This is a genomic window from Reichenbachiella sp. MSK19-1 (assembly GCF_003590315.1).
Classification (GTDB): domain Bacteria; phylum Bacteroidota; class Bacteroidia; order Cytophagales; family Cyclobacteriaceae; genus Reichenbachiella; species Reichenbachiella agariperforans.
Genome location: NZ_MIER01000002.1, coordinates 1594012 through 1617700, shown reverse-complemented (window position 1 = coordinate 1617700; position 23689 = coordinate 1594012). Strand labels below are relative to the sequence as shown.

At 41.6% G+C, this 23689-nt stretch carries 21 protein-coding genes; 11 read left to right on the top strand and 10 right to left on the bottom strand.

The genetic code is table 11. The features are described from left to right. The first annotated feature begins 75 nt into the window (after nt 1–75). The 11 genes from BGP76_RS06535 to trmB all read left to right on the top strand — a co-directional run bounded on the left by BGP76_RS06535 (nt 76) and on the right by trmB (nt 12516). Nucleotides 76–1218: an ABC transporter permease gene (locus BGP76_RS06535; RefSeq protein ID WP_255416069.1), complete on the top strand. Its 1143-nt coding sequence runs from the start codon at nt 76–78 to the stop codon at nt 1216–1218. Nucleotides 1219–1265: 47 nt separating this feature from the next. Further along, nucleotides 1266–1850 (top strand): RNA polymerase sigma-70 factor, encoded by a 585-nt coding sequence (locus BGP76_RS06530; protein WP_073123061.1) that lies wholly within the window; start codon nt 1266–1268, stop codon nt 1848–1850. A gap of 66 nt (nt 1851–1916) precedes the next feature. Continuing rightward, nucleotides 1917–2876, top strand: a complete 960-nt coding sequence (locus BGP76_RS06525) for a FecR family protein (RefSeq protein WP_119844039.1) — start codon at nt 1917–1919, stop codon at nt 2874–2876. A 159-nt stretch (nt 2877–3035) separates the two neighbouring features. Beyond that, a complete protein-coding gene (locus BGP76_RS06520) occupies nt 3036–5642 on the top strand; it encodes a TonB-dependent receptor (protein ID WP_158584106.1) in 2607 nt (868 codons plus the stop codon). After that, nucleotides 5642–6502 carry a DUF4249 domain-containing protein gene (locus BGP76_RS06515; protein WP_119844037.1) on the top strand — a complete coding sequence of 287 codons (861 nt, stop codon included), beginning with the start codon at nt 5642–5644 and terminating at the stop codon, nt 6500–6502. The genes BGP76_RS06520 and BGP76_RS06515 overlap by 1 nt, the downstream gene beginning before the upstream one ends. A gap of 786 nt (nt 6503–7288) precedes the next feature. Then, on the top strand, nt 7289–8560 hold the full coding sequence (locus tag BGP76_RS06505) for an SPOR domain-containing protein (protein WP_119844035.1): 1272 nt from the start codon (nt 7289–7291) through the stop codon (nt 8558–8560). 69 nt (nt 8561–8629) lie between these two features. Then, a complete protein-coding gene (locus BGP76_RS06500) occupies nt 8630–9331 on the top strand; it encodes a MotA/TolQ/ExbB proton channel family protein (RefSeq protein ID WP_245816842.1) in 702 nt (233 codons plus the stop codon). Nucleotides 9332–9336: 5 nt separating this feature from the next. Further along, a complete protein-coding gene (locus BGP76_RS06495; RefSeq protein WP_073123050.1) occupies nt 9337–9726 on the top strand; it encodes a biopolymer transporter ExbD in 390 nt (129 codons plus the stop codon). A gap of 1 nt (nt 9727) precedes the next feature. Then, on the top strand, nt 9728–10564 hold the full coding sequence (locus tag BGP76_RS06490; RefSeq protein ID WP_119844034.1) for a hypothetical protein: 837 nt from the start codon (nt 9728–9730) through the stop codon (nt 10562–10564). A 4-nt stretch (nt 10565–10568) separates the two neighbouring features. After that, entirely contained in the window at nt 10569–11852 is a 1284-nt protein-coding gene (locus tag BGP76_RS06485) for a folylpolyglutamate synthase/dihydrofolate synthase family protein (protein ID WP_119844033.1), read from the top strand. Nucleotide 11853: 1 nt separating this feature from the next. After that, entirely contained in the window at nt 11854–12516 is a 663-nt protein-coding gene (gene trmB, locus BGP76_RS06480) for a tRNA (guanosine(46)-N7)-methyltransferase TrmB (RefSeq protein ID WP_119844032.1), read from the top strand. Here trmB and BGP76_RS06475 read toward each other — a convergent pair. The 10 genes from BGP76_RS06475 to BGP76_RS06430 form a co-directional block, all read right to left on the bottom strand. After that, on the bottom strand, nt 12513–13412 hold the full coding sequence (locus BGP76_RS06475; RefSeq protein ID WP_119844031.1) for a hypothetical protein: 900 nt from the start codon (nt 13410–13412) through the stop codon (nt 12513–12515). The two genes, trmB and BGP76_RS06475, sit on opposite strands and share 4 nt — an antisense overlap. A 12-nt stretch (nt 13413–13424) precedes the next feature. After that, nucleotides 13425–14006 carry an RNA polymerase sigma factor gene (locus BGP76_RS06470; protein WP_119844030.1) on the bottom strand — a complete coding sequence of 194 codons (582 nt, stop codon included), beginning with the start codon at nt 14004–14006 and terminating at the stop codon, nt 13425–13427. Nucleotides 14007–14118: 112 nt separating this feature from the next. Continuing rightward, nucleotides 14119–15090 carry a calcium/sodium antiporter gene (locus BGP76_RS06465; protein ID WP_073123039.1) on the bottom strand — a complete coding sequence of 324 codons (972 nt, stop codon included), beginning with the start codon at nt 15088–15090 and terminating at the stop codon, nt 14119–14121. Nucleotides 15091–15328: 238 nt separating this feature from the next. Further along, nucleotides 15329–17059, bottom strand: coding sequence for a phospho-sugar mutase (locus tag BGP76_RS06460; RefSeq protein ID WP_185146838.1), 1731 nt, complete (start codon nt 17057–17059; stop codon nt 15329–15331). Between the two features lie 12 nt (nt 17060–17071). Continuing rightward, complete coding sequence (gene trpS / locus BGP76_RS06455; RefSeq protein WP_119844028.1) at nt 17072–18040, bottom strand: tryptophan--tRNA ligase; 969 nt, start codon at nt 18038–18040, stop codon at nt 17072–17074. A gap of 245 nt (nt 18041–18285) precedes the next feature. Then, entirely contained in the window at nt 18286–19104 is an 819-nt protein-coding gene (locus BGP76_RS06450) for a redoxin domain-containing protein (RefSeq protein WP_158584104.1), read from the bottom strand. Between the two features lie 13 nt (nt 19105–19117). Then, the gene (locus tag BGP76_RS06445; protein WP_119844026.1) at nt 19118–20626 is read right to left on the bottom strand and encodes a DUF6029 family protein; all 1509 of its coding nucleotides are present in this window, start codon (nt 20624–20626) and stop codon (nt 19118–19120) included. Beyond that, nucleotides 20619–21134 carry a TlpA disulfide reductase family protein gene (locus tag BGP76_RS06440; protein ID WP_119844025.1) on the bottom strand — a complete coding sequence of 172 codons (516 nt, stop codon included), beginning with the start codon at nt 21132–21134 and terminating at the stop codon, nt 20619–20621. The genes BGP76_RS06445 and BGP76_RS06440 overlap by 8 nt, the downstream gene beginning before the upstream one ends. A 192-nt stretch (nt 21135–21326) precedes the next feature. Beyond that, nucleotides 21327–22301, bottom strand: a complete 975-nt coding sequence (locus tag BGP76_RS06435; protein ID WP_119844024.1) for a GTP-binding protein — start codon at nt 22299–22301, stop codon at nt 21327–21329. A 151-nt stretch (nt 22302–22452) separates the two neighbouring features. Beyond that, on the bottom strand, nt 22453–23667 hold the full coding sequence (locus BGP76_RS06430; RefSeq protein ID WP_119844336.1) for a GTP-binding protein: 1215 nt from the start codon (nt 23665–23667) through the stop codon (nt 22453–22455). Nucleotides 23668–23689: the final 22 nt, after the last annotated feature.

Sequence of the window (23689 nt, the reverse complement as noted above, 5' to 3'; positions counted from 1 at the left end):
TTGAATTTCCCATATTTTATATCTCATCGTATTTCTAAAGATGTTCACTCATCTTTTACCAAAATTATCTCCAAATTGGCCGTCGTTAGTATTGCTCTGGGACTATCGGCTATGATATTAGCCTATTTTATTTTGGGAGGCTTTCAACAGACTGTCAAAGATAAAATATACAATTTCAAAGGGCATCTGGAGATTACGAAATATACGCTAGGTAGTGCGCTGGGAGATCATCACATCAGTACTGGAGCTCACTTTTTCAATGATTTAGAACAGTATGAATTTATTGATCATATACAGTCGTTTGCCCATAAAGCAGGCATGCTTCGCACGGAGGAAGAGGTAGAGGGGGTTCTACTGAGAGGAGTAAGTCGTGATTTTGATACGCTGCGCTTTCAGGAGAATATGACAAAAGGTCGATTTATAGCTTATTCTGATTCTGAATACTCCAAAGAGGTAGTACTGAGTGCGCGAATCGCTAGAAAACTCAAACTAGAAGTAGGGGATGATGCGACGATCTATTTCGTCCAGAATCCACCGAAATTTAGGAGGGTACAGATCGTAGGGCTGTATGAGACTGGTTTAGAGGAGATCGATAAGACTATGGTTCTGGGGGACATAGGTATGGTTCAGCGTCTAAACAATTGGCCGGATACTTTGGTGGGAGGGGTCGAAGTTTTTGTTAAGGATGGTTATGATTTGGAAATAGCCGAAAATACCCTTTTTGAAAATGTGGATGCACATCTATATGTAGATAAAGTTCGTGATAAGTATGCCCAGATTTTCGATTGGCTTGATCTTCTGAATCAAAACGTATCGGTTTTTCTGATATTGATTTTGATTGTTGCTTGTTTCAATATGATCTCGATTTTATTGATTTTAATTATGGAAAGAACGTACATGATAGGTGTTTTTCTAGCACTAGGTGCTGGTAAGCGACAGATCAAGAAGATATTCATGTACAATGGGATGCTTCTGGTTATCAAAGGAATGACACTTGGCAATGCTATCGCGCTTTTGTTGGCCTTTTTGCAAGATCAGTTTCATTTGATCCCATTAGACCCTGTGAGTTATTACATGCATTTTGTACCGATATTTTGGGATTTCAAAGCATTGTTGCTACTGAATGTATTGACATTCTTCGTCGTGTTGTTGGCTTTGAGAATACCTTTAGCGGTGATTACTCGGGTAAAACCAGTGACCGCTTTGAAATTTGATTAATTTCATCGAAAAGGAAACTAAAACATAAATCATACGATAGTATCTAAGTGCAATTAACAGAAGAAGATATACTGGCCAAAATAGGCAATGATGATCGTGCAGCATTTGAGCAAGTGTTTCGTAACTACTATACAGAGTTGTCTCGTTTTTGCCTCAAGTATGTCCGAGATGAATTTGCAGCAGAGGAGCTCGTACAAGAGGTATTTATCAATATATGGGAGAGGCGTCATACGCTGTCTGTCAATACTTCGGTTAAGGCATATCTATATACTGCAGTACGCAACCGATCCTTCAATTACCTGAAGTTACAGATGCCTAAAGAACTACGTAAGGTAGATGTGGAAGGCGTGGTAGACCTCAGTGACGTAGCAGAGAATAGAGAAGAGGCCTGGGTCATGGATGAACTTAGGGTCTACGTTCAGCAAGCTATTGATACACTACCTCCTAAATGCCAGACTATATTCAACTTGAGTAGAAATGCTGGGATGACCTATAAAGAGATTGCGGAAGAACTCGATTTATCAGTCAAAACTGTCGAAAATCAGATAGGTCATGCCCTTCGTAAACTGCGTGAACAACTCAATCCGATATGGGACAAAATCATGGTTTTGATTTTAATTCAATTTCTGTAAAAAACACGAGCCTTGAATAGGGGGAGCTTACATTCTTGTTGACCTATAATTGAAAGAAATACTGGAATGCAAAATTTAGAAGAAAAAATTCAAGGTTATCTCAGCGGGAAACTGTCCAAAGATGAGCGTCAGGAAGTAGAGAACTGGGCGAATGCATCGGAACAGAACGCTAAACTATTGGCTCAGCATCGTAAGTTGTATGAGCTGTCGGAGCTGGATACAAGTAGTTTCTGCCCTAATGTGGAGATGGCTTGGCTAAAAGTAGAGAAGAAGATAGCGAAGCATTCCATTGCGCTTAATTCTGGTAATGTCTTTTATAAAATTGCCGCAGCTATAGCTGTGACAATAGGTCTTGTATTCTTTTCGATTTCTTACTTTTCTAGTCCTGACTTGGTGGCCGTTAATACTAGGGAAGGAGAGGTTCTCAGTGTGATCCTAAGTGACAGTACGAGCATTACACTCAATGAAAACTCTACGCTAAAGTATCCTGAAGCCTTTGACGGTAGTGAAAGAAAGGTGTATCTGGATGGACAGGCCTTCTTTGAAGTGAAGCGTGACGAGGATCATCCTTTCAAAATTATTGGCAGATCTTCAGTGACGAAGGTATTAGGTACTTCTTTTGATTTGATCGCTAAACAAACTTATAGTCAAGTCAATGTCTTGTCTGGTAGCGTCTCTTTTAAAGGAAGGAAATCGAATGATAAGGTTGTTTTAGAGAAGAATAATAGTGCGACGATCGTTGATGCTAAATTGGAGTCTTTTAAGCACATAGACACTAAAACACTTGTATGGAGATTAGGTGAGTTGAATTTTCAAAGTACACCACTGCGAGAAGTAGCGCAGGTGCTGACCAAGCATTATGGTGTTGAGATTCAGCTACAGTCAGGGATTGATAGTTGTCTGATCACTTCTAAATTTGAAGGGAAGACCATGTCTGAAATACTAGAGGTACTTAAAGTGATAGCTAATATTACTAATGTCTCTGATGACGAGAAAGTCGTCGTTCTGAGCGGTCCGAGTTGCTAATCCGTCCGTTATAGGACAATATTTGAACGCTTCAGATTCTTTATTGATTCTTTATTGATTCAATCTTAATCTATGTTATAAATTTGGCTTTAAGTCACCTTGTAATATGATAGATTGAGTATCTCGACGCGAAAAGCATACGTTTTAATTATTTTGCTATTGACACTGTGCCCTACGGTATCGGCTCAGTCGGATATTCTATCTCAAGAGATTACCCTCAAAAAGCGTCGATACAGTGTGCGAGTGTTGTTGGAAAAAATACTCCCATCCCATGACATACCCTTAGCTTATCATGATAATATCGTGCCTTTGCACAAAGTGATCACCTTTGATGTTAAGCCCTATACCATTGAGCACATCTTGGATAAAATATGTAGAAACGATAACCTTACCTATGAGGTAATAGGGGGGCAAGTTTTGTTGACTTATTACGAACGTCCAGATTTAGAGTACAAATATACCATCAGTGGTAGGGTCAAAGATGCGGATACAGGAGAGGTGCTAATAGGAGCCTCGTTGTATATTCAGGAGTTAGCATCTGGTGTTTCTGCTAATGCTTATGGTTTTTATGCTTTTACTGTACCCAGCGGTGTGTACCATATTTCGGTGAGTTATCTAGGGTATGAGCCTATGATGATAGAGGTGGATCTTAGAAAGAATATTAAATCTAATATTGAGTTGGTTCCTAAGCCTATTCAGTTGGATGAATTGATTATCGATGAGCTAAACCCTATGGAAATCAAAGCGCATACTATTTTGTCTAGTACGAACCGCATCGATATGGAGATGGCAAAACATATTCCGTATCTAGGAGAGGTGGATGTTTTTCAGGGGTCTCTATTACTGCCTGGCATTACCAATATTGGTGAAGGCGTCTCTGGAGTTAATGTACGTGGAGGAACTTCGGATCAAAACTTAGTTTTGATGGACGAAGCGGTGTTGTACAACCCCAACCATTTCTTTGGTCTAATCTCTGTTTTTAATCCAGATGCTGTTAATGATGTAGAGATACTCAAAGGAGATTTTCCGGCCAAGTATGGAGGAAGAACGTCCTCAGTAATGCATGTGCGCCAGCGTGAGGGGAACGAGAAAGAGTTTGAAGTGTCCGGAGGACTAGGATTGCTCACCAGTCGGTTGATGGCAGAAGGGCCGATGTTCAATCAGAAGGGGAGCTTTCTCGTATCAGGTAGAGCGACATTTTGGGATCTATTATTGCGAAACCTCAGTGACCCCAGATTCAATGATATCCGTGCAAATTTTCAAGACCTCAACGGAAAAGTTAAATACAACATTAACGCTAAGAATAAACTGTTTATGTCTGGATATTGGGGCAGTGATGCTACCAAGTATGGGACGGATGCTTTGCAGCAGTGGGGGAACTCATTGCTTTCTCTACGATGGAACCACATCATGAGAAACAAACATTTTATAAATGTGACATCCTATTATAGTGGGTACAGATATAGTTTGAAGGAAGAAGAAGAGTTTCGGGATTTGGAAGGTAGATACTCGATCAATGATTTAGCGGTGAAAGCGGATATTACCAGTTATTACGGCCCTGGTTTTATTATGGACTGGGGAATTTCCAGTATTCATCATAGATTGTTACCAGGAGAAGTTATCAAAGGAGAACTCGATACATCAGGCAATGAAATTTCATTGCCTGATGAGACTAGTTTCGAATCCTCAGTGTACGCATCAACTGAAAACCGAATAGGTAGTAAACTAACTGTTTCCTTGGGGTTGCGTTTTTCGCACTTCATCAATGATGGTCAATCAGATGTTTATGTCTATGAAGAAGGCGAGCCACTGTCCCAAACCACTATTGTAGATACGTTGAAAGCAGGTAGTGATGAGAATAAGATGAATTTTTATAACTGGTTGCCACGTGTTTCGTTGAAATTTTCATTGGGAGCGAATTCGTCTGCTAAGGTTAGTTATAGTAGTTCTGTTCAGTACATGCACCAACTTTCCAATACAACTTCCCCTTCTTCATCTGATAATTGGGTGATGGCAGGTCTGAATGTTCTTCCGACGACTATGAATCAAAGTACGGTAGGCGTGTACAAGTTTTTTCCTCAATGGGATATGAATGCTTCTGTGGAAGCATATTATAGAGATTTAAATGATGTGATTGATTATAAAAATGGTGCTAATTTACAGTTTAACGAGTCCGTGGAGACCGAATTGATTTATGGTATTGAAAGGGCTTATGGTCTTGAATTTTTTGTAAAGAAGTCGCTGGGGAAGTGGACAGGTTGGGCTGGGTATACGCTTTCACGAGTAGAACGCAAGTTTGAAAACAGTAATGAGAGTTTAGAAATTAACAACGGGAATTTTTTTGCATCTGATTTTGATCGGTCACATGATTTTGCCTTATCGTTGGTATACGAGACCGAGCAGAGATGGAGCTTTTCTACTAATTTTGTATTTTATACAGGGAGGCCATATTCTTTTCCTGACTCAAAGTATGAAGTGGATGGCGTGTTAGTTCCAAACTATCCGAGTAGAAATCAGGATCGTTTGAGTAATTATCATAGGTTAGATGTCTCCGCAACCTATCAAATCAAACCCATGAAGAAGAATGGTGAAAAGAGAACGTTTGAATCCGAGCTGGTTTTTTCTATATACAACGTATATAGTAGAGATAATGCTCAAGCATATTTCTTTTCCGAAGATCCTGATATACCAGGTCGACCTACGGTTAATCAATTATCCGTCTTAGCATTTCCAGTCCCATCCGTAACCTATAATTTTAGATTTTAATGAATACTAGAGTTGTTATTTTACTCTTACTGGCTACCTCTGGAGTGCTGAGTATCTCCTGCTTAGAAGAGGTTAAGGTGGATTTACCTTCTGGTGAACCAAGGAGAGTGGTTTATGGTTGGATTAGACATGACCATACTAATCAAGAAATTAAATTGAACTGGAGCAATAGTTACGCAAGCACCGAAAACTATGAACCTATTAGTCAAGTGGGGGTATATGTGTACTCGGATCGAGGGAACAAATACACTTTTACAGAGGTAGAGAATACAGGAATATACATCACTGATACAAATGATTTTGCAACAGTTGTAGGAGCTTCTTATCAATTGTTTTTGATTACTGATGGAGACACACTAGTATCTTATAGTGAAAAGATGCAGGCTGTTCCATCCATTGACACTTCGTTCGTGAGTTTTATTGTTGATCCGCAACGTTTCGTGGTTGAAGATGAACAAGATAACTATTATGTCTCGGCACTTATCAATGACGAACCCGATGTTGCCAATTACTATAGGTGGAAGATTTATGTCAACGGTGAACTGAGAAATCATCCATCTGAGATAGTGCTTTTTGATGATTTATTTACGGATGGAAACAAGTTCAGGGTAGACGCAAAGAATGTCGTCTTCAAAAAAGGAGACTCAGTGAGTGTTGAGCAGTATTCTTTGACTAGCCGTGCGTACCAGTATTTAGTAGCGATCAAAAACCAAACCGACCAAAATTCGATCGGCCCGAACGCAAAACCTAATCAAGTAATAGGGAATGTTAGGAGTATCAGTGATCCAAATAGTGTGGTTTTTGGCTATTTTGGCGTATCTGATGTTACATTGGTTAGAGAGATACAGTGGATCAATTAGGTATTCTTCCTAAGAAGAATATTTGGAATTTCCCCCATTTTTCTAATCTGAAAAATACTACACCTTTGCTAGCATAAACTAACACTATGAAAAATAGAAAATTTGTTCTCGTCATGTTTATCCTCATCGGGATATTGGTTTTGAAAAAGGTTAATGACGATAGGGTTGATGCAAATGTAGGGGCGCAGGCATCAATGCATGATTAGTTTATCTTTCAATTAATAATACTTCATTAACATACCCCAAGGCATTAAACCTTAGTCTTAGAAATTTGTTTGTCTTTTTGTCAGTGGTACAATTAACTTGATATTCAAAGAATTTTTGTCCTCGTTCATATAAGAGTGTTTGATCTGGCATCCCCATGATATCGGTTACCTCGCTCTCTCTCAAAGTTTTGAGGTGAGTAGTGAGTGAATCCAGTTGATTTGTTAACTCTGATCTGTAGCCAGTACACTGAGTAAGTTCATTCTTCCATGATTGCTTTTTGATCCAAGTCTGCTCAGTAGTTTGGCTAGTTGTACAGCTCCAAACTAGCGTAGAAAATAGGAGGATAACAATATATAGGTTCACTCGGCGCGATAGATTTTTAGGTTTCATACGCATGAAAAATGTTAATAATGATAGGGGAGGTAAAATTTTTGTCCCACATGATTGTGCAATATTAGCAAGTAATATTATTGTATTTTACAAGGCTTAGGTTTAAGTTGTAAAGTCAAATTAATTCTCTACATTTACTGGCAAGAATTGAATTAAGAATATTTTACAGTATCAACAATAAGATTGACTATGGCCGAAGACAAGCTAAACGAGGGTTCAGAAGAGGAAAAGAAAGCATCAAACGACCTTTCTGATGATGATTTTGGATTACCTGATTTAGAGTTCGATGAATTGCAAGAATTGGACTTATCTGGAGGTGACGATGACGATGAAGAAGAATTGTCTTTCGAAGAGTCTAACCCTGTTTCAGACTCTCCGCTGTCTGGGAGTTCCGACGATATAGATATGAGTGTGTTAGATGAGATAGATCTTTCATCTGGTTCATCTGAGTCCGTTTTGGATGAGGGTATAGAAGAAGTTGAAGATGTACTAGATAGTGCACAGTTGATTTCTGATAGGTTGGGAGACGATGAAGAGGACGATTCCTTGAGTACTGATTTTGGTAGTAGCGTCAATTATGACGACCTTATTGGTGGAGGAAGTGACGATACGCAGAGCGATTCGATGTTTGATAGTGATCCAATTGATACTTCATTATTTGAGGCTGATACTACAGGAGAAGAGGATGTGATGTCTAGTGATGATTTGTTTGCCAGTATTGATAGTCCAGATGATTTAGCAGCACTGGGTATGGCTGATGATGATGACGATTCTAATTTTTCTATCGAAGATGATACAGATAGTGATTCTTTGTTCTCTTCTGATAGTGATGATTCACTATTTGACTCAGACAATGTGTCATTTGGAGTTGATGACGACTCAGATGATGATTCGTCTGTAGAGTCTGATAAAAAATTACCAGAAAATTATAAAGCATATACATATAATGAATCCTCTGGAGGTTTTACTAAAATAATAGTAATTGGCGTAGTGGTTATTGCCGTTATTGCTGCGGGAATGCTTTGGTTGTCAGGAGGCCCTGAAGGAACCGAAAAGAAAGTAGCTAAGGTAGAAAAACCAATTACGAAACCAAAGGTTAAAAAGGAAGAACCAGTGGTAGTAGAGGCTACTCCAGAGCCTGCGACAGAGGAGCTGGAATCTGTGTCTGCTAAACCAGAATTAGAGGCTGCATCTGCGCCTGCTGGTGAAATCGTGAGAGTCACAGAAAGAACAGGCGTGTCCTATATTGTTATTGCTAGTTTTATCGACGATGATTTGGCAATGGATTATGCTAAAGAGTTGAGCGCTGAAGGTAAAGGAGTGAAGGTGATTTCACCGTTTGGTAATGCTAAACGATTTAGAGTGTCTGTAGCAGATTACTCAACATATGGTGATGCAGCTAGTCAACTCGGAAGCTTTAAAAGCGAGTATGGAGATCAAGTATGGGCTTTGAAATATTAAAAATATAATTAATTAGCATTAAAAATAAGAAAGGTCAGTTTTGGCCTTTTTTTTGTTTAAATCCATTTTATGAATACACTTAGTATGGTTTTAGTTACGCTATTGCAGGATGTTCCTGTAGAAGAAGCTGCGGCAGCTGCTGTAGCTGCCGATGTGTCCGTTTTAGATTTGTTGTTCAAAGGCGGGTATATGATTCTCCCCATTGTACTATTGTCTTTGGTAGGAACGTATATTTTGGTTGAACGATTGATGACAATCAAAGCCGCAGATCAAACTCCTGAGAGTCTGATGGATGAGGTGAAACAAATGGTCGTGAGTGGAAAAGTATCAGAAGCACAGCAACTCTGTGCTCGTGAGACTACTCCTATCGCTAAAATGTTGGAGAAAGGGCTGTCTCGAATAGGTAACCCACTAAAAAGTATAGAAGCATCGATCGAAAATGTAGGTAAAATAGAGGTCTATAAATTAGAAAAGAACTTGACGTTGCTAGCGACGATCTCTGGTGCTGCACCCATGATTGGTTTTCTAGGAACGGTTACAGGGATGATTCAGGCTTTTATGTCAATCGCACAAGAAGAAGGGGCGGTGAGCCCTAAGTTATTGTCTAGTGGTATCTATGAGGCCATGATTACAACAGCGGCTGGCTTGTTTGTAGGGATTATAAGCTATATCGCCTATAACTTCTTGATTACCAAAGTAGCTAAATTGATTCATAAGATGGAGTATACCTCCATCAACTTTATCGATCTATTGCAAGAACCGCAAAAATAATATCCATGGATATAAAGAGTAAACATAAGGTGGATGCGTCTTTTGCTATGTCTTCTATGACTGACGTGATATTTCTGTTGTTGATATTTTTTATGTTGACCTCATCGTTTATTACGCCATCAGGATTGCCAGTGAACCTACCGACAAGTAAGAGTTCGAATATCGTAATGCAAAAGATTAGCGTAACGGTTACGCCTGATTTACAGTATTTTGTAAATGATAAGCAGGTGTCTTTGAATAATCTTGAGCAAGCACTTAAAGTAGAGTTGAAGGACAAAGAAGGTGTAGTTGTACTTCACTGTGACAAGTCTGTTCCTGTGGAACATTTGGTTAATGTGGCCAGCATAGCAACTAAATTGGAGGCGAAAATATCTTTGGCAACTAAGCCAGATTAATATGAATCTCAGAGAAAAGAAAAATAGGATAACGGGTGTTTACGTCAGTGTAGGGATACATACTGCGTTGTTGCTGATATTCTTCTTTGTATTGGCCTGGAGAGAACCTGATCCACCGATTCCTGAGTATGGCATTGAATTTAACCTAGGAAATGAAATAGTCAGTGATTCTGAATCTGATGTACCTGTGCAAGCAGAACAGATCGATGAGGTAGAGGAAGTTCAGGAGGCGGAAGAGGCTGAGGAGACGAGTGAAGCAAGTGATGCAGCTTCTAATGAAGAGCCTGTAGAGCCAGAAGTCGAAGAGACCAATGAGCCTATCGAAGAGACTGCTGAAACGGAAGATATTAATAGTCCCAATATAGTAGAAAAAAAGGTAGAGGAGAAGAAAGTCGAGAAGAAGGAAGTGGTTAAGGCTGAAGCCGAACAGAAAGAAGAAACATCCGAACAGAAAGAAGAAACATCCGAAAAGAAAGAAGAGGCTAAGAAGGTCGTATCTAAACCAAAGATTGATGATCGAGCGATATTCAAAAAATCTGATGCAGGAGGAGGAAGTGGTAATAAAGGTGCTAGTCTAGATCTGAGTGGTTGGGCTTGGGATTTTAGACCAGAACCAGATGACAACTCTACTGAGGAGGGCTACATTGTGTTTGAAATCAAAGTCGATGACGAAGGTGAGATCGTAGCGATTAGAACCATCGAAAAGACCGTATCACCTGTGGTAGAGCGTATTTATAGAGATGCTGTGATGGAATTGACTTTTAGCAAGACAGCTGATAACCGAAATAGTGCCTCTACTTCGACAGGTCGTATTACCTTTATTATTCAATCCAAGTAATATCATGGACTATCAGGAGTCGTTGGACTTCCTTTATGAGCAGTTGCCTATCTTTCAGCGAATAGGTAAGGCTGCCATGAAAAAGGATCTGACCAATACTATAGTGTTAGCAGAAGCACTGTCTAATCCTCAACATGACTTTAAATCCGTACACATTGCAGGAACTAATGGGAAAGGATCTACTGCTCACATGTTTGCTTCTGTACTACAGGAGGCAGGCTACAGGGTTGGGCTGTACACTTCTCCTCACCTAAAGAGTTTCCGAGAAAGGATACGTGTCAATGGTCAGTTGGTGAGTAAAGAATTCGTTGTTGACTTTGTGGAGCGTTGTAAGAATCTCATGGTAGAGGTGAAGCCCTCATTTTTTGAGATGACTGTGATTATGGCGTTTGAGTATTTTTCGAAAGAGAAAGTGGATATCGCCGTGATAGAAACGGGGCTTGGAGGACGCTTAGATTCTACAAATATCATTCTTCCAGAATTATCAGTAATTACTTCTATAGGTTTGGATCATGAAGATATACTAGGTGCTGGATTAGCAAATATCGCTAGAGAAAAGGCAGGGATTATAAAAGAATATATACCTGTTATTATAGGAGACTTGGCATCAGAAGCAAAGGAAGAGGTGGCCGCTGTGGCAAAACAAAAGAAAGCCCCTGTCTTTTGTCCTAGTGAGTGGTATGAAACTTTAGTTTTAGCTGACCATCACATCAGAGTGGTCAACAGAGATACCAAAAAAAATATAGAATTCACTTCAGAATTAGGAGGGTATTCTTTGTTGAAAAATGTTCCGCTGATACTGGAGGGCGTATCGCAGTTGCGTACCCGTGGTTTTGCTATCAGCGATCAACAAGCTGTCGATGGAATCAGACAGGTGGTCAGTCATACCGGACTGAAAGGAAGGTGGCAGAAATTACGTGTTTCTCCAACTGTAGTAGCCGATATAGGTCATAATGAAGAAGCCGTTCGTGAGTTGATGAGCCGACTAGACACTCAACGACAGGGAGCGAAATTGCATGTGGTCTGGGGAATGGCTGGTGATAAATCTATCGAAAGCATTTTTCGATTATTATTAAAGGATGCTTCGTACTACTTTTGCGCAGCTGATATCCCGAGGGCTTTATCGGTAAACGAATTGGCTAGATTAGGGGATGAGCATAAACTAAACTACACTACTCATGATACAGTGTCGGCTGCCTATGAAGCAGCTTTGGCCAATGTGCACAAGGAAGATTGGGTCTTTGTAGGAGGCAGTACCTTTGTAGTGGCAGAAATAAAAGATATATAAATTGGGGCGTAAGAAGTTAGAAAGGTTTGAGGACAATGCTGTCCGCTACAACGTTGTAGAAAATGGCAAAGCTTGCTTTGGTCAGCTTGTAGCTAAGTGGAGAGATGATCATTTTAAGAATGAGAAGCCGCTGGTCGTGGAACTCGGGTGTGGTAGAGGAGAATATACCACTGGGTTAGGAGAGAAATTTCCAGATAGGAATTTCGTAGGTGTGGATATCAAAGGAGCACGTATCTGGGTAGGTAGTAATTATGCGATTGAGAATCAATTGGATAATGTTGCTTTCTTGCGAACCAAAATCGAGCAGATTGTGGACCATTTCGGTGAGAATGAAATTTCAGAGTTGTGGATTACATTTCCTGATCCTAGACCAAAAGACAAAGATGAGAAAAGAAGACTAACCTCACCGCGTTTTATGGAGATGTATCGTAAGCTTCTTGCTGAAGATGGTTGGGTTAAATTCAAAACGGATAGCACTTTTTTGTTTGATTATACCTTAGAACTCATTGAAACGGGGCAATTTAAAGTGAAAAACCTGTCTTCTACACACAAACTCTACGACTCAGAATATATGGACGAACACTTCGGTGTAAAGACAAAATACGAACAACTCTTCTATGATAAAGGGGAGGATATTAAATATATGAAGTTTCAGTTTGCTTAACTGCTTACAACTAGCCCTATTCCTGGATAGACCTTTCTGAAATTGTTGGTGAAGATAACTTCTGGGCCAATCTTGATGTGGTTATTGATGCTTTTGTGCAATGAAGCCTTCATCGTGTGGTTAGAGTAGATACTTGTATCATTATTGTTGTTGTTAAGTCGATAGCCAATACGTGCACTCCAAGTCGAGTTTTTGGAATTGTCTTTAATCTCATACAGCAGATTGGCAAATACGGATGGCATGGCGGTGTTGTTGACTTGCTGCTCACCTTCTGTTGCTTTTCTTTGACCAAATAGTAGAAACTGTGCCGATATACCTGTCTTGATACTATGCGTATGCTTGCCAGTTGATTTGGTGTAAACTGGAACATCTATACCGAGCTCTGGAGTTAGCCCTGCTGTACTCAGTGTTGTGCCGAGGTAGATTTGCGGTTTGATGTTTTGAAGTGCCTTATGGCTTTCTTTAGGAATTTCTGGTTGTTTGGTTTGGATTATTTCTGTTCCTTTTAATATAGTTGTTGTAGGGATTGGTGAGTTAATACTACTTGGCTGCTTTTTGGCTTTTAGCTCAGAAGTAAGTGCGTGTTCGAATGATTCAATCGGCTCAGATGTATCTATTGTTTTAACCTGCAATGTTAGTTCTCTTTGGGTTGGTATGACCTCTGGTGTGTTTTTCCACAACTCTATTCCTCCGGCTATTAGTAATGAAAAGGAGGTTGTCATGGCGAGAAACCATGTGAGTACACGTTTGTCCAAATCTGAAAGACGTTGAGATATATTATCCCACAGTCTTTTCTTCTTAGAGATGTCCACGTTAACGCGGTCAGCAACTTGACTTGCATTTTGACAGACTCTGTCTATAATATTAATGCTCTTGTTTTCTTTGTTGCTCTTCATTTTTATATCAGATTATACGGCACCTATTTTGACTAATGATTTAGCCAATGATGCTCTGGCTTTACTGAGTTGAGATTTAGAAGTGTTTTCACTGATTCCTAACTTTTCTCCAATTTCTCGGTGACTAAAACCTTCAATGGCGTAGAGGTTAAAAACAGTTCGATATCCTTTAGGTAGTTTTTTGATTTCATTGATAATATCCTCTTCTTGAAGATTACTTTCTACCCCATCAATGGATCTTAGTTTATGATCCGTCTCATGGATATCAACGAGTAGATGCTTTCTCTTTCTCAAAACCATCAAAGACTCATTGACAATGATCCTTTTCATCCAGCCAGTTAGGCTGCCTTTTCCTCTATATTCAAAAGAACCTACTTTTGAAAAAATCTTCAAGAATCCTTCAGTAACGGCATCTTCTGCTTCTGCTTCGTTAGCTAAATAGCGCAAGCTTATTCGATACATTTGATCCATGTATTTGTCATAAAGTTCCTTTTGAGCGGATGCGTCATGGTCTTTACACTTCTTTACTAATTCTCCCTCTTCCAATTGATTGGAATATTTATGGTTATTGTTCTGATATTGTAATGCTTCCAAAGTGTGTATAGTTGCTTGGTATGTAAAAATTACATTGCAAACTATATAGCATACACAGAACCTACTGTTAAGGAGGAGTTAAAAGATGTTAAGCAACGTTAAGGGAGTGAGTTTATAGTCTGTTAAAATACAAAAAGACTATATACGCGACAAAACCAAGAAGGTACAATGCACCTTCTGCTCTATCAAGTTTGTACTTCTGAAGGGTGAACATGAATAGGAATAACATAAATGTACCAATCATGATGATGTATAAATCTAGATTTAAATCTATATCAAAAGCGAGTGGACCATTGAATAGGGCAGTAGCTCCTAACACGAGCAAAATATTGAAGATGTTAGAGCCTACAATGTTTCCAACAGCTAAATCTGATTTTTTATGAAACGCTGCTACTGCAGTTGTCGCTAATTCAGGTAGGGAGGTACCTGCTGCCAGTATCGTGAGCCCGATGACCTTTTCACTAATATCAAAATGATGTGCAATAACAATGGAATTGTCAACAATCAACTGACCACCAAAGGCTAGACCTGCTATTCCAAAGATGATCATTAATGCAGTCTTGAGGCTGCCGTACATTTCGATTTCATCTAAATCTCCTGCCGAATCATCTGTTCTAGTCATGTTTTGAAATACATAATACAAGAACCCTACAAACATGACCAATAGAATTGCACCATCCCATACACTCGCTGAATTGCTAGCACTACCAAAAATCAATTGGTCATTGACCAGTATAAACAAAACAATAGTGGCTATCAGTGAGTAGGGTACTTCTTTCCATAGTGCATTTTTTTGAACAGTGAGAGGGTATATCACACTAGAGATACCTAGTATCAAAAACATGTTGAAAATATTAGACCCAATGATGTTGCCAAATACTACATCATTATGCCCATTAGACCCTGAGATCAAATTGACGACAAGTTCAGGAGCAGACGTACCCATAGCTACTACTGTGAGCCCAATTGCAATGTCTGAGACATTGTATCTTTTCGCTAGGGAGGAAGCCCCATTAACTAAGAAATCGGCTCCTTTGATAAGCATTACAAAACCGACAACTATTAGTATTGACTCTAAGACCATTTAGTATTATTTAGTGTTGGATGGTTCACCTTATAGAATTGAAATATAAAGAGAACTTGTAATACTTACAGGTAATTTTATGAAATATTGAGGCTTTTTAGAATGACTCAAATTCGACCTGTTTTATTTGTTGTTATAATACAAATTAATCTGATATAAATTCAAATCCATTTAATAGAGTAGTCCATTGTTCTATTAAAACAATATTTATTCTTTGAATCTTAAAAGTGAACTGGGGTTATGAAATCCCTAGTTCACTTTTGATCTGATTAATTTTTTGGTTTAGTTCTGTTTTTTGTGAGGCTATCGTAGCACTGCTACCCGCAGGTGATTTGACACTAAAATAGAACTTGATTTTTGGTTCTGTTCCTGATGGTCTGAGAGAAACTTTACTGCCATCTTCGGTGACGAACTGAAGTACATTAGATTTAGGAAAATCCATTTTAGTCTTAGTTCCATTTTGAAGATCAGTTGCTTCACCAGATTGATAGTCTAGTAACGAGACTACTGGAGAACCACCCAAACGGCTAGGCGTGTTGGTTCTTGCATCGGTCATCATTTGCTGTATTTCTTCAGCACCTGCTTTGCCCTTTTTTGTCAAAGAAGACAAAGATTCCCAGTACATACCGAATTGGCTGTAGATCTCCTCTAGGAGCTGCATGACAGTTTTACCATTGTCCTTAGCCCATGCTGCCATCTCTGCTAGCATAGCACATGAGGCTACCGCATCCTTGTCACGGACACTATCACCGATGAGGTAACCGTAGCTCTCTTCACCACCTCCGATGAACTTTTTCTTGCCCTCGAACTCTTTGATCAACCCTGCGATGAATTTGAATCCAGTAAGGGTATCATGACTCTCGATGTTGAAGTGTGTAGCGATATCTTTGATGAGTTCTGTCGTTACGATGGTTTTGACAATGAACTGATCACCATCTAGTTTATTATTTTCCTTCCATTTGGTACAGAGATAGTAGATCAATAGCGCTCCTGTTTGGTTTCCATTGAGGAGTTCGAATGCTCCTTCATGGTTTTTTACCGCGATACCTACTCTGTCAGCATCAGGGTCTGTAGCCATGACTAGATCTGCATCTATGTCTTTGGCTTTCTGGAGTGCCATGCTCATGGCTTCTTGTTCCTCAGGATTAGGATAGACAACTGTCGGGAAGTTACCGTTAGGTTCGGCCTGCTCTTCTACGACGTTCACATTGGTGAATCCTAGTTTTTCCAAAATAGAAGGTACTAGCGTGATCCCTGTACCGTGAATAGGAGAAAACACGATCGATAAATCTGATTGATTTTTGATAGAACCTGGAGACAAGCTGAGTCCAGCTAGCATCTCAAGATATTTGTTGTCTAAATCTTTACCAATACTCTCGATGAGTGCTGGGGTCTCATCAAATTTTACTGCGTCGAAACTGGTGATTTTTCTTACTTCATCGATTACGTTTGTGTCATGTGGAGCGATCATTTGCGCACCATCGTCCCAGTAAGCCTTATAACCGTTGTATTCCTTAGGGTTGTGTGAGGCGGTTAACACTACACCACTTTTGCATCCTAACTCACGGATCGCGAAGGAAAGCTCAGGCGTAGGTCTCAATGCATCGAAAAGGTAGACTTTGATGCCATTGGCAGAGAATACTCCAGCAGTAGTTTTAGCAAAGAAAGAGCTATTGTTTCGGCTATCGTGTGCAATAGCGACAGAGATGTCTTGCCCACTAAATTCTTTTTTGAGGTAGTTGGCTAATCCTTGTGTGGCTACACCTATGGTATATTTGTTCATGCGGTTGCTGCCTAGTCCCATGATGCCTCTGAGTCCACCCGTACCGAATTCTAGTTCCTTGTAGAAGGAGTCGATTAGCTCGGTCTCGTTACCAGAAGCGATCATTTCCTTGATCGCTTGCTTGTCAGTTTCGTCGATGTTACTGTTTAACCACTTGTCGATTGATTCTTGTATGTATGCTTCCATCTTTATTAGGGACTAAAATCCGATTATTTTCTTGGTTCTTTGTAGTACTTCTGAGGCGATTGCTCTCGCTTTGTTTTCTCCTTCTTCTAGCTTTTGCTCTAGTTCCGCCTCGTTCTCCATATAGTAGTCGAAACGTTCTCTTTCATGCTGATACTTGTCCAGTATTAGTTCGAGTAGTTCTGTTTTGGCATGGCCGTATCCGTAATTGCCAGCTAGGTATTTTTCTCGTAATGCGGCTGTTTGTTCATTAGTAGCGATGATTTTATAGATTGCAAACACGTTGCAGGTATCTGGGTCTTTTGGCGCTTCTAGTGGAAGGCTATCAGTCACGATAGACATGATGTTCTTCTTGAGCTGCTTTTTGGGCAGGAATATATCTATGGTGTTGCCATAGGATTTACTCATCTTCTGTCCATCCGTACCCGGTATGGTCATGAGGTTATCATCAATTTTCGACTCTGGTAGGAGGAAATTTTCTCCATACTGATGGTTGAATGCACTAGCAATATCTCGTGTCATTTCGAGATGTTGTCTTTGGTCCTTTCCTACGGGGACGAGTTCCGCGTCATAGATGAGAATGTCAGACGCCATCAATACCGGGTAGGTAAATAGTCCTGCATTGACATCAGAAAGTTTGTCCGATTTGTCCTTGAACGAATGCGCATTGGCTAGCATCGGGTAGGGAGTCAGGCAACTCAGGTACCATGTGAGTTCACACACTTCAGGGATTTTTGATTGACGGTAAAATATCGATTTACTTGTATCTAGACCAAATGCCAGCCAAGTAGCTGCCACCGCTCGGGTGTTTTCTTTTCGTACCTCAGCATCCTTGATAGTGGTCATGGAGTGCAGATCCGCTATGAACAACAGTGACTCTTGATTTTCTTTTTCTGTAAGTTGGATTGCCGGTAATATGGCTCCTAAAATATTGCCCAGGTGTGGTTTTCCTGAGCTTTGAATTCCCGTTAATACTCTTGCCATCTAGTTTTGGTCTGATAATAAGACCGCTTGATTAAAATGAATTATTGCTTTATAAAGTGACTGTAAAATAAATGGAATAAAGCCAAGCAAAAAAACGGTTTGAAAAAAATCCTGAGTGCAATTAATTAAATCGTACTTTTCAGTAACTGACACAAGTGAGTACTAGTTACTGAAAAGCACGAAAACAAAATCGGAAATAATAACGAGTCAATTAGATGTCAATAATAAATGGCAGATTTAGATTTTTACTCCTTGATAAACATTCTTCTAATGGTACTTTGATCCTCGAAAGTGATTTCGAGGATGTTGAGACCAGTAGGCTGATCAGAGACGTTTATTGTGAGCTGTCCTTCTATGCTTTTTAGGAATCCCTGCGTCTTGACATACTTGCCTGTGATATCATATAGCTTGACACTAGCAGATCTATCCACTATTTTATCACTTTCGATCGTGAGGTAGTCGTGTGCAGGGACTGGGTAGAGCATTAGGTCGGTAGTGTTGGGTTCGATAGTGGACAGTACCCCGCCGTCTCCATCGTCTCCATCACCTCCACCACCACCGTTTCCAGCGGATAGATAGGTCGCAATCACATCACTGGCAGCTTTAACTATTTCGGTGGTCGCATTGGCAGAGGCCTTGTATCGAATGATGCCTTCTTTGTCTACGATCACGATACGATCGTAGGTGGTAGAATAACTGGCTTGGACTGAACTCGCATTTAGACATAACTCGTACTCAATTTTAGTTTGCTCTTTGAAATTAGTGACTGTCGCACTATTTCTGTCCCAAGTGTCCAAGCCCACAGCTACAAAATCGGGGTTGTCTTTGTACACTTCATAGATGCCAGACTGGGTATTGGGCCCATTGGCTAGACAATGAGGGCATGCACTGCCAAAGAAGAAGATGAAAACAACTTTGTCAGACTGCTGAGATAATTTGAAAGATCCTCCATTCAACTTGTCTAAGGTGAAGTCAGGTGCTTTGTCTCCGACACTTTGTGCGTGAGTCACTAGGTTGCTGAGGAGTAGGCAAAGGATGAGGATGAGGTGTTTGCGAGTTTTCATATCGTTTGTCATTTTAGAATCTTGTATTTAGTCTGAGTTCTACGCCCTCAAAACTGAGTACATCATAGCATACACCTGAGTTGCAGGCAGGTCCACCACGGCGCTTGCCAGCAAATAGTGTAATGGTATTTTTGGTATTGGGGCGATAGGTCCCTATGAATGCAGGGTAAGCATTGAAGTCGTCACTAGGCTCTACCAACAAAAAAGGATCAGTCGTTAGTTCCAATACCGCCGACGCACTGAATTTGGATGGTTTAGCGAGGGTATAGGCGATGTAGTAATTGTGGGCTGGGTCAGCATCCCGCTCGATCTGTTGGTACTCGAACTCTATCGAGGATGTTAGTTTGGGGTGATCCCAGTCTATATAACTACCACCAGCATAGCGATGAGGTTCGCCTCGGAAAGGATCCTCAGCATAGTCTGCAAAGGCCTTGATCGATAGCTTTTCAATCGGGTAAAACTGGTATTCGAGAAAGTACTCCTTGAAGACCGGTTGTATCGTTTCGCTGATCTCATTAGATGCTCTTGACGTGTTGAATGTCAAAATACTGCCATCTTCAAAGCTGTAATAGAGTTCTACTTGGTAGCCACTCTCATCGGTCAGTACAGGGATATGTGTGCTGCGATTGAGCAGTCGGTAGCTGTGTTCTTTGACTAACGTGGGAGGATCATTGATACCGGCTCCGAGTGAGAAGTTATGATAGTTTTTGTATTCCAAACTAGCTCCGAGATTACCAAAGTAGAAACTGAGCCCCACATAGCCAGCATAAGCGGCCTGGTCGGAGAAGTCTGTGAGGTCCGTATTATCGTTGAGCGACTTGGCTAGCTCACCATAGAGGGAGAAGTTTTCGAATAGTACTCCGTCATAGTATGCCGATAGCAATTGGGCTGGGTCAGACCCTACGATACTTTGGCTCTCCGTGTGATGTCGCATATAGATAAGCCCTACTTTTTGACTTCCTAAACGATAACTCGCTTCAGCCCCCTCTACGAGATCAGGTCGTCGGTTGGTGTCATCAGAGACTGTAGGGGGGAGTGTCACATCGAGTACTTCGCCACGGATTAGTTTGAGTTCGACGTTTTTGTAGTTGAACTTGACAGCTGCTCCGAGTAGATCCCGGTAGAAGCCATAGCGCACGCGATAACCGCGCGTCTCCCAGATCGATCCAGGTATTTCATAGGTGCGAAGGAGTAGTCCTCTACCAAATGACTCGTAGAGGTTGCCGACCTGTATGTCTATCATCTCTGCTCGATACTGGAATTTGAACTGACTAACACGGGTATAGCTGATGTCGTCACCAAAAGAAGGATAGTACTGCTCTACACGTGCATCTAACCCAAAGGACTTGTATCGGTAGGATAGATCAAGTTGATCAAATAGTGAGCTTTGGTAGCGTGGCGTGAGCTCAGGGATATTGCCTAGCTGATACTCCATGAGGTTGGAGCCGCGCAGTGTCCCTTGTGCGTGTCCTGTTCCTACTGTAGTGATGATCAACAGCAGGATGAGTAAAAACCTATTCATTCTCTTCCAGCAGTTCGTTGATTTTCTCTTTTAGGTACTCCTCATCACCATGCGTATAGCCCTCATGAGTAAAGAGTACTTTCCCTTCACTATCAAGGATCAACACCGTAGGAAGGACAGATACCAGTAGTTCATTGTAAAGTGCCTGATCGGTATCTAGCAGTACAGGATAGTCTATTTTGAGGGATTTGGAAAAGGGTCGGACCTTGGCCAGATTTCGGGGACTGTCGACGTTGATACCGACGAAGGCTACTTCTTCCTTCTCATACTGATGCGATAGTTCTACTAGCTTGGGGATGGATTTGACACAGGGTTTGCACCAAGTAGCCCAAAAATCTACGACAGTCAGTTCACTGCCTTTCAGGTCGTCTAGGGTATAATACTCCCCATTGATTTCTTTGAGTTCTATTCGAAGCGTAGACTGAGCTTTGCTATGCTGTGATAGCGTCAGGAGGGAGGTCACCAAAATCAGACACATCAGTGCCTTTTGCGTGTAGTGTTTTTTCATAGTCAATCGTTGGAGGTAGTACAATCATAATCATCACTAAGTTATGACAATCTCAACTATAACATGACTATCTATGAATTGGTTCCTTTACAGGGATTAAAATACTATTTGTATATAGTGACTCCTTCAATGACTAATATATCAAGTACCAAATATCAAGCACCAAGTGGCGCTGTCTCTATAATTTCCTGACTAGTCAGTAACCATGTATCTGTTAAACATCCTCTCAAAAACCTGCTTGTTCAGGTCCCTACCAATAAACACCAGTTTGCCCGTGCGCTCACTGCTTGACTCCCAAGGGCTCCCGTCCGTCGCGACAAACGTACTTCTGGCAGATTGTAGAATGACGCGGTTGGGGTAGTTGGGAATGGCGATATACCCTTTGACACGATAGACTTGGTCGTGGTACAGGTTGACGATCCGGTTGAGTTCCAACGAGAGGTTGTTGAGATCCAGAGGGTAGGGGAAGGTTAGGGTAAAGGTCGTGATCTTGTGGCTGTTGTATTGTTGCCCTTCATGCTGGTGATGATGGTGGGACGACACCTGTGGAGACTCGACGGTCTTGGGCTTGGTAGTCCCTGTATCCAAAATCTCATCAATGGGAAAGTTGCCGTTGTGGCCCGCGAAGACCCGCGCATGGGGGTTGATCCCTCGGACGATCGATTCCACCTCTGATCGGGTGCTGTCCGATACCTTGTCTGTTTTATTGATGAGCACACTGTCTGCCAGGGCGATTTGCCGCAGGGCTTCTTCCGCCTCATCGAGCCAGGATTGCAGTTGACTCGCATCAGCGAGGCAAATGACCTGCTGTAGGTCAAATACTTTTTCGACGCGTGGATCTTGCAAAAACACCTGAATGATCGAACTAGGGTCAGCGATACCGGTGGTTTCAATCACCAATCGATCATACTGCTCTTTCCTTTTGCTGGCCTCATAGAGTATGTCGAGCAAACCATCGGAGAGCGAGCAGCACAGACAGCCCGCACTCAGCTCTATGATTTCTTCCACACCGTCCATCACCAAAGCACCGTCGACATTGGTTTGGCCACATTCGTTCTCTATGACGAGTATTCTTTCGGGCAATCGCTCCTTGATGAACCGATTGAGGAAAGTCGTTTTGCCACTACCGAGGAAGCCTGTGATGAGGTGTACGGGTATTCTATTCATATATCTAAACTACAAAACTTCATGTGATTCTAAGGTTTAGGTTGTAGTCTTCAGACCAAGATTGACCTTGCATTTGTTCTCCTTTACTACATGCATAGCTGAGAGACAAGCCGCTAGTCCCTTGCCTAAGTTTGCATAGGACTTGCGTCCATTAGATGGGCCATGAGTCATCAAGATCCCAACCGTCCTCCCAAGCTGCTTGTTCGGACTCGGTCAACAGGCAGTTGTCCAAATCGGATCGAATGGCTGCCTCATCCATGTCCTGACCGATGAATACCAGTTCGTTCAACCGATCGCCCCAGCGTTTGTCCCATTTAGCTTGGATGTGCTCCTGGTTGTCCATGTAAGCCTGACTCACTGCGCGCTGACTCAGGGGCACACTCACCCACCAGCGTCCATAGATTTCGGCCTTCAGAGAACCGCCCGCCTGACTCCATAGGATGGCATGATCGGACCTGGAGGCGATCCAGAAGATGCCTTTGCTACGAACGATACTTGTCGGAAATCGCTGGCTCACATAGTCCAAAAAGCGCTCGGGATGAAACGGGCGCGCATTGCTATAGACAAAGGAGCCAATCCCATATGCCTCTGTCTCGGGGCTGTGACCGATGCCTTTCTGCGCCAACTCCAGTTCCTTTTGCCAACCCGCCGACTGCTCAGCCTCTGCATAGTCAAATAGCCGTGTGTTGAGTATTCGCTTGGGGTCGACTTTTCCTTCGTGCGCCCTGATTATTTGCGCCATGGGGTTGAGCTTATTCAACAGCCGCTCCAGCATACCCAGTTGTGTATCATCCACTAGGTCGGTTTTGTTCAGCACGATGACGTTGGCAAACTCCACCTGATCCGTCAGCAAATTGACAATCGACCGATCGTCCTGCGCATCGTCGGTCATGTCACGGGCCAGCAAGGTATCGGCACTGCCAAAGTCCGTGAAGAAGTTGAACGCATCGACGACAGTCACCATCGTATCCAGGCGGCTAAACTGCGTGAGATCATACAGTTCATCGCCCGTCGCAAACGAAAAGGTCTGAGCGACCGGAATCGGCTCGGATATGCCCGTGCTCTCCACCAGTAGGTAGTCAAACTTCTTCATCTTCGCCAGTTTTTCGACCTCTACCATCAGGTCTTCTCTCAGGGTACAGCAGATGCAACCGTTGCTCATCTCTACGAGTTTTTCATCCGTTCGTGAGAGTTGGGTCCCATTGGTGATGAGCTTCTCATCGATATTGATTTCGCTCATGTCATTGACGATGACAGCCACTTTGAGCCCTTGACGGTTGTTGAGTAGGTGGTTGAGCAACGTCGTTTTGCCAGCACCCAAAAAACCGCTCAACACAGTGACGGGTAGCTTTCTTGTTTTGGTCATGAAATTCATGGAGTAAGCGTTA

Coding starts and splice junctions, on each gene's coding strand:
- BGP76_RS06485 (WP_119844033.1), top strand. CDS start 10,569: ATGGACTATCAGGAGTCGTTGGACTTCCTTTATGAGCAGTTGCCTATC.
- BGP76_RS06525 (WP_119844039.1), top strand. CDS start 1,917: ATGCAAAATTTAGAAGAAAAAATTCAAGGTTATCTCAGCGGGAAACTG.
- BGP76_RS06495 (WP_073123050.1), top strand. CDS start 9,337: ATGGATATAAAGAGTAAACATAAGGTGGATGCGTCTTTTGCTATGTCT.
- trpS (WP_119844028.1), bottom strand. CDS start 18,040: ATGGCAAGAGTATTAACGGGAATTCAAAGCTCAGGAAAACCACACCTG.
- BGP76_RS06435 (WP_119844024.1), bottom strand. CDS start 22,301: ATGAATAGAATACCCGTACACCTCATCACAGGCTTCCTCGGTAGTGGC.
- BGP76_RS06450 (WP_158584104.1), bottom strand. CDS start 19,104: ATGAAAACTCGCAAACACCTCATCCTCATCCTTTGCCTACTCCTCAGC.
- BGP76_RS06475 (WP_119844031.1), bottom strand. CDS start 13,412: ATGAAGAGCAACAAAGAAAACAAGAGCATTAATATTATAGACAGAGTC.
- BGP76_RS06515 (WP_119844037.1), top strand. CDS start 5,642: ATGAATACTAGAGTTGTTATTTTACTCTTACTGGCTACCTCTGGAGTG.
- BGP76_RS06505 (WP_119844035.1), top strand. CDS start 7,289: ATGGCCGAAGACAAGCTAAACGAGGGTTCAGAAGAGGAAAAGAAAGCA.
- BGP76_RS06490 (WP_119844034.1), top strand. CDS start 9,728: ATGAATCTCAGAGAAAAGAAAAATAGGATAACGGGTGTTTACGTCAGT.
- BGP76_RS06445 (WP_119844026.1), bottom strand. CDS start 20,626: ATGAATAGGTTTTTACTCATCCTGCTGTTGATCATCACTACAGTAGGA.
- BGP76_RS06465 (WP_073123039.1), bottom strand. CDS start 15,090: ATGGTCTTAGAGTCAATACTAATAGTTGTCGGTTTTGTAATGCTTATC.
- BGP76_RS06460 (WP_185146838.1), bottom strand. CDS start 17,059: ATGGAAGCATACATACAAGAATCAATCGACAAGTGGTTAAACAGTAAC.
- BGP76_RS06440 (WP_119844025.1), bottom strand. CDS start 21,134: ATGAAAAAACACTACACGCAAAAGGCACTGATGTGTCTGATTTTGGTG.
- BGP76_RS06500 (WP_245816842.1), top strand. CDS start 8,630: ATGAATACACTTAGTATGGTTTTAGTTACGCTATTGCAGGATGTTCCT.
- BGP76_RS06430 (WP_119844336.1), bottom strand. CDS start 23,667: ATGACCAAAACAAGAAAGCTACCCGTCACTGTGTTGAGCGGTTTTTTG.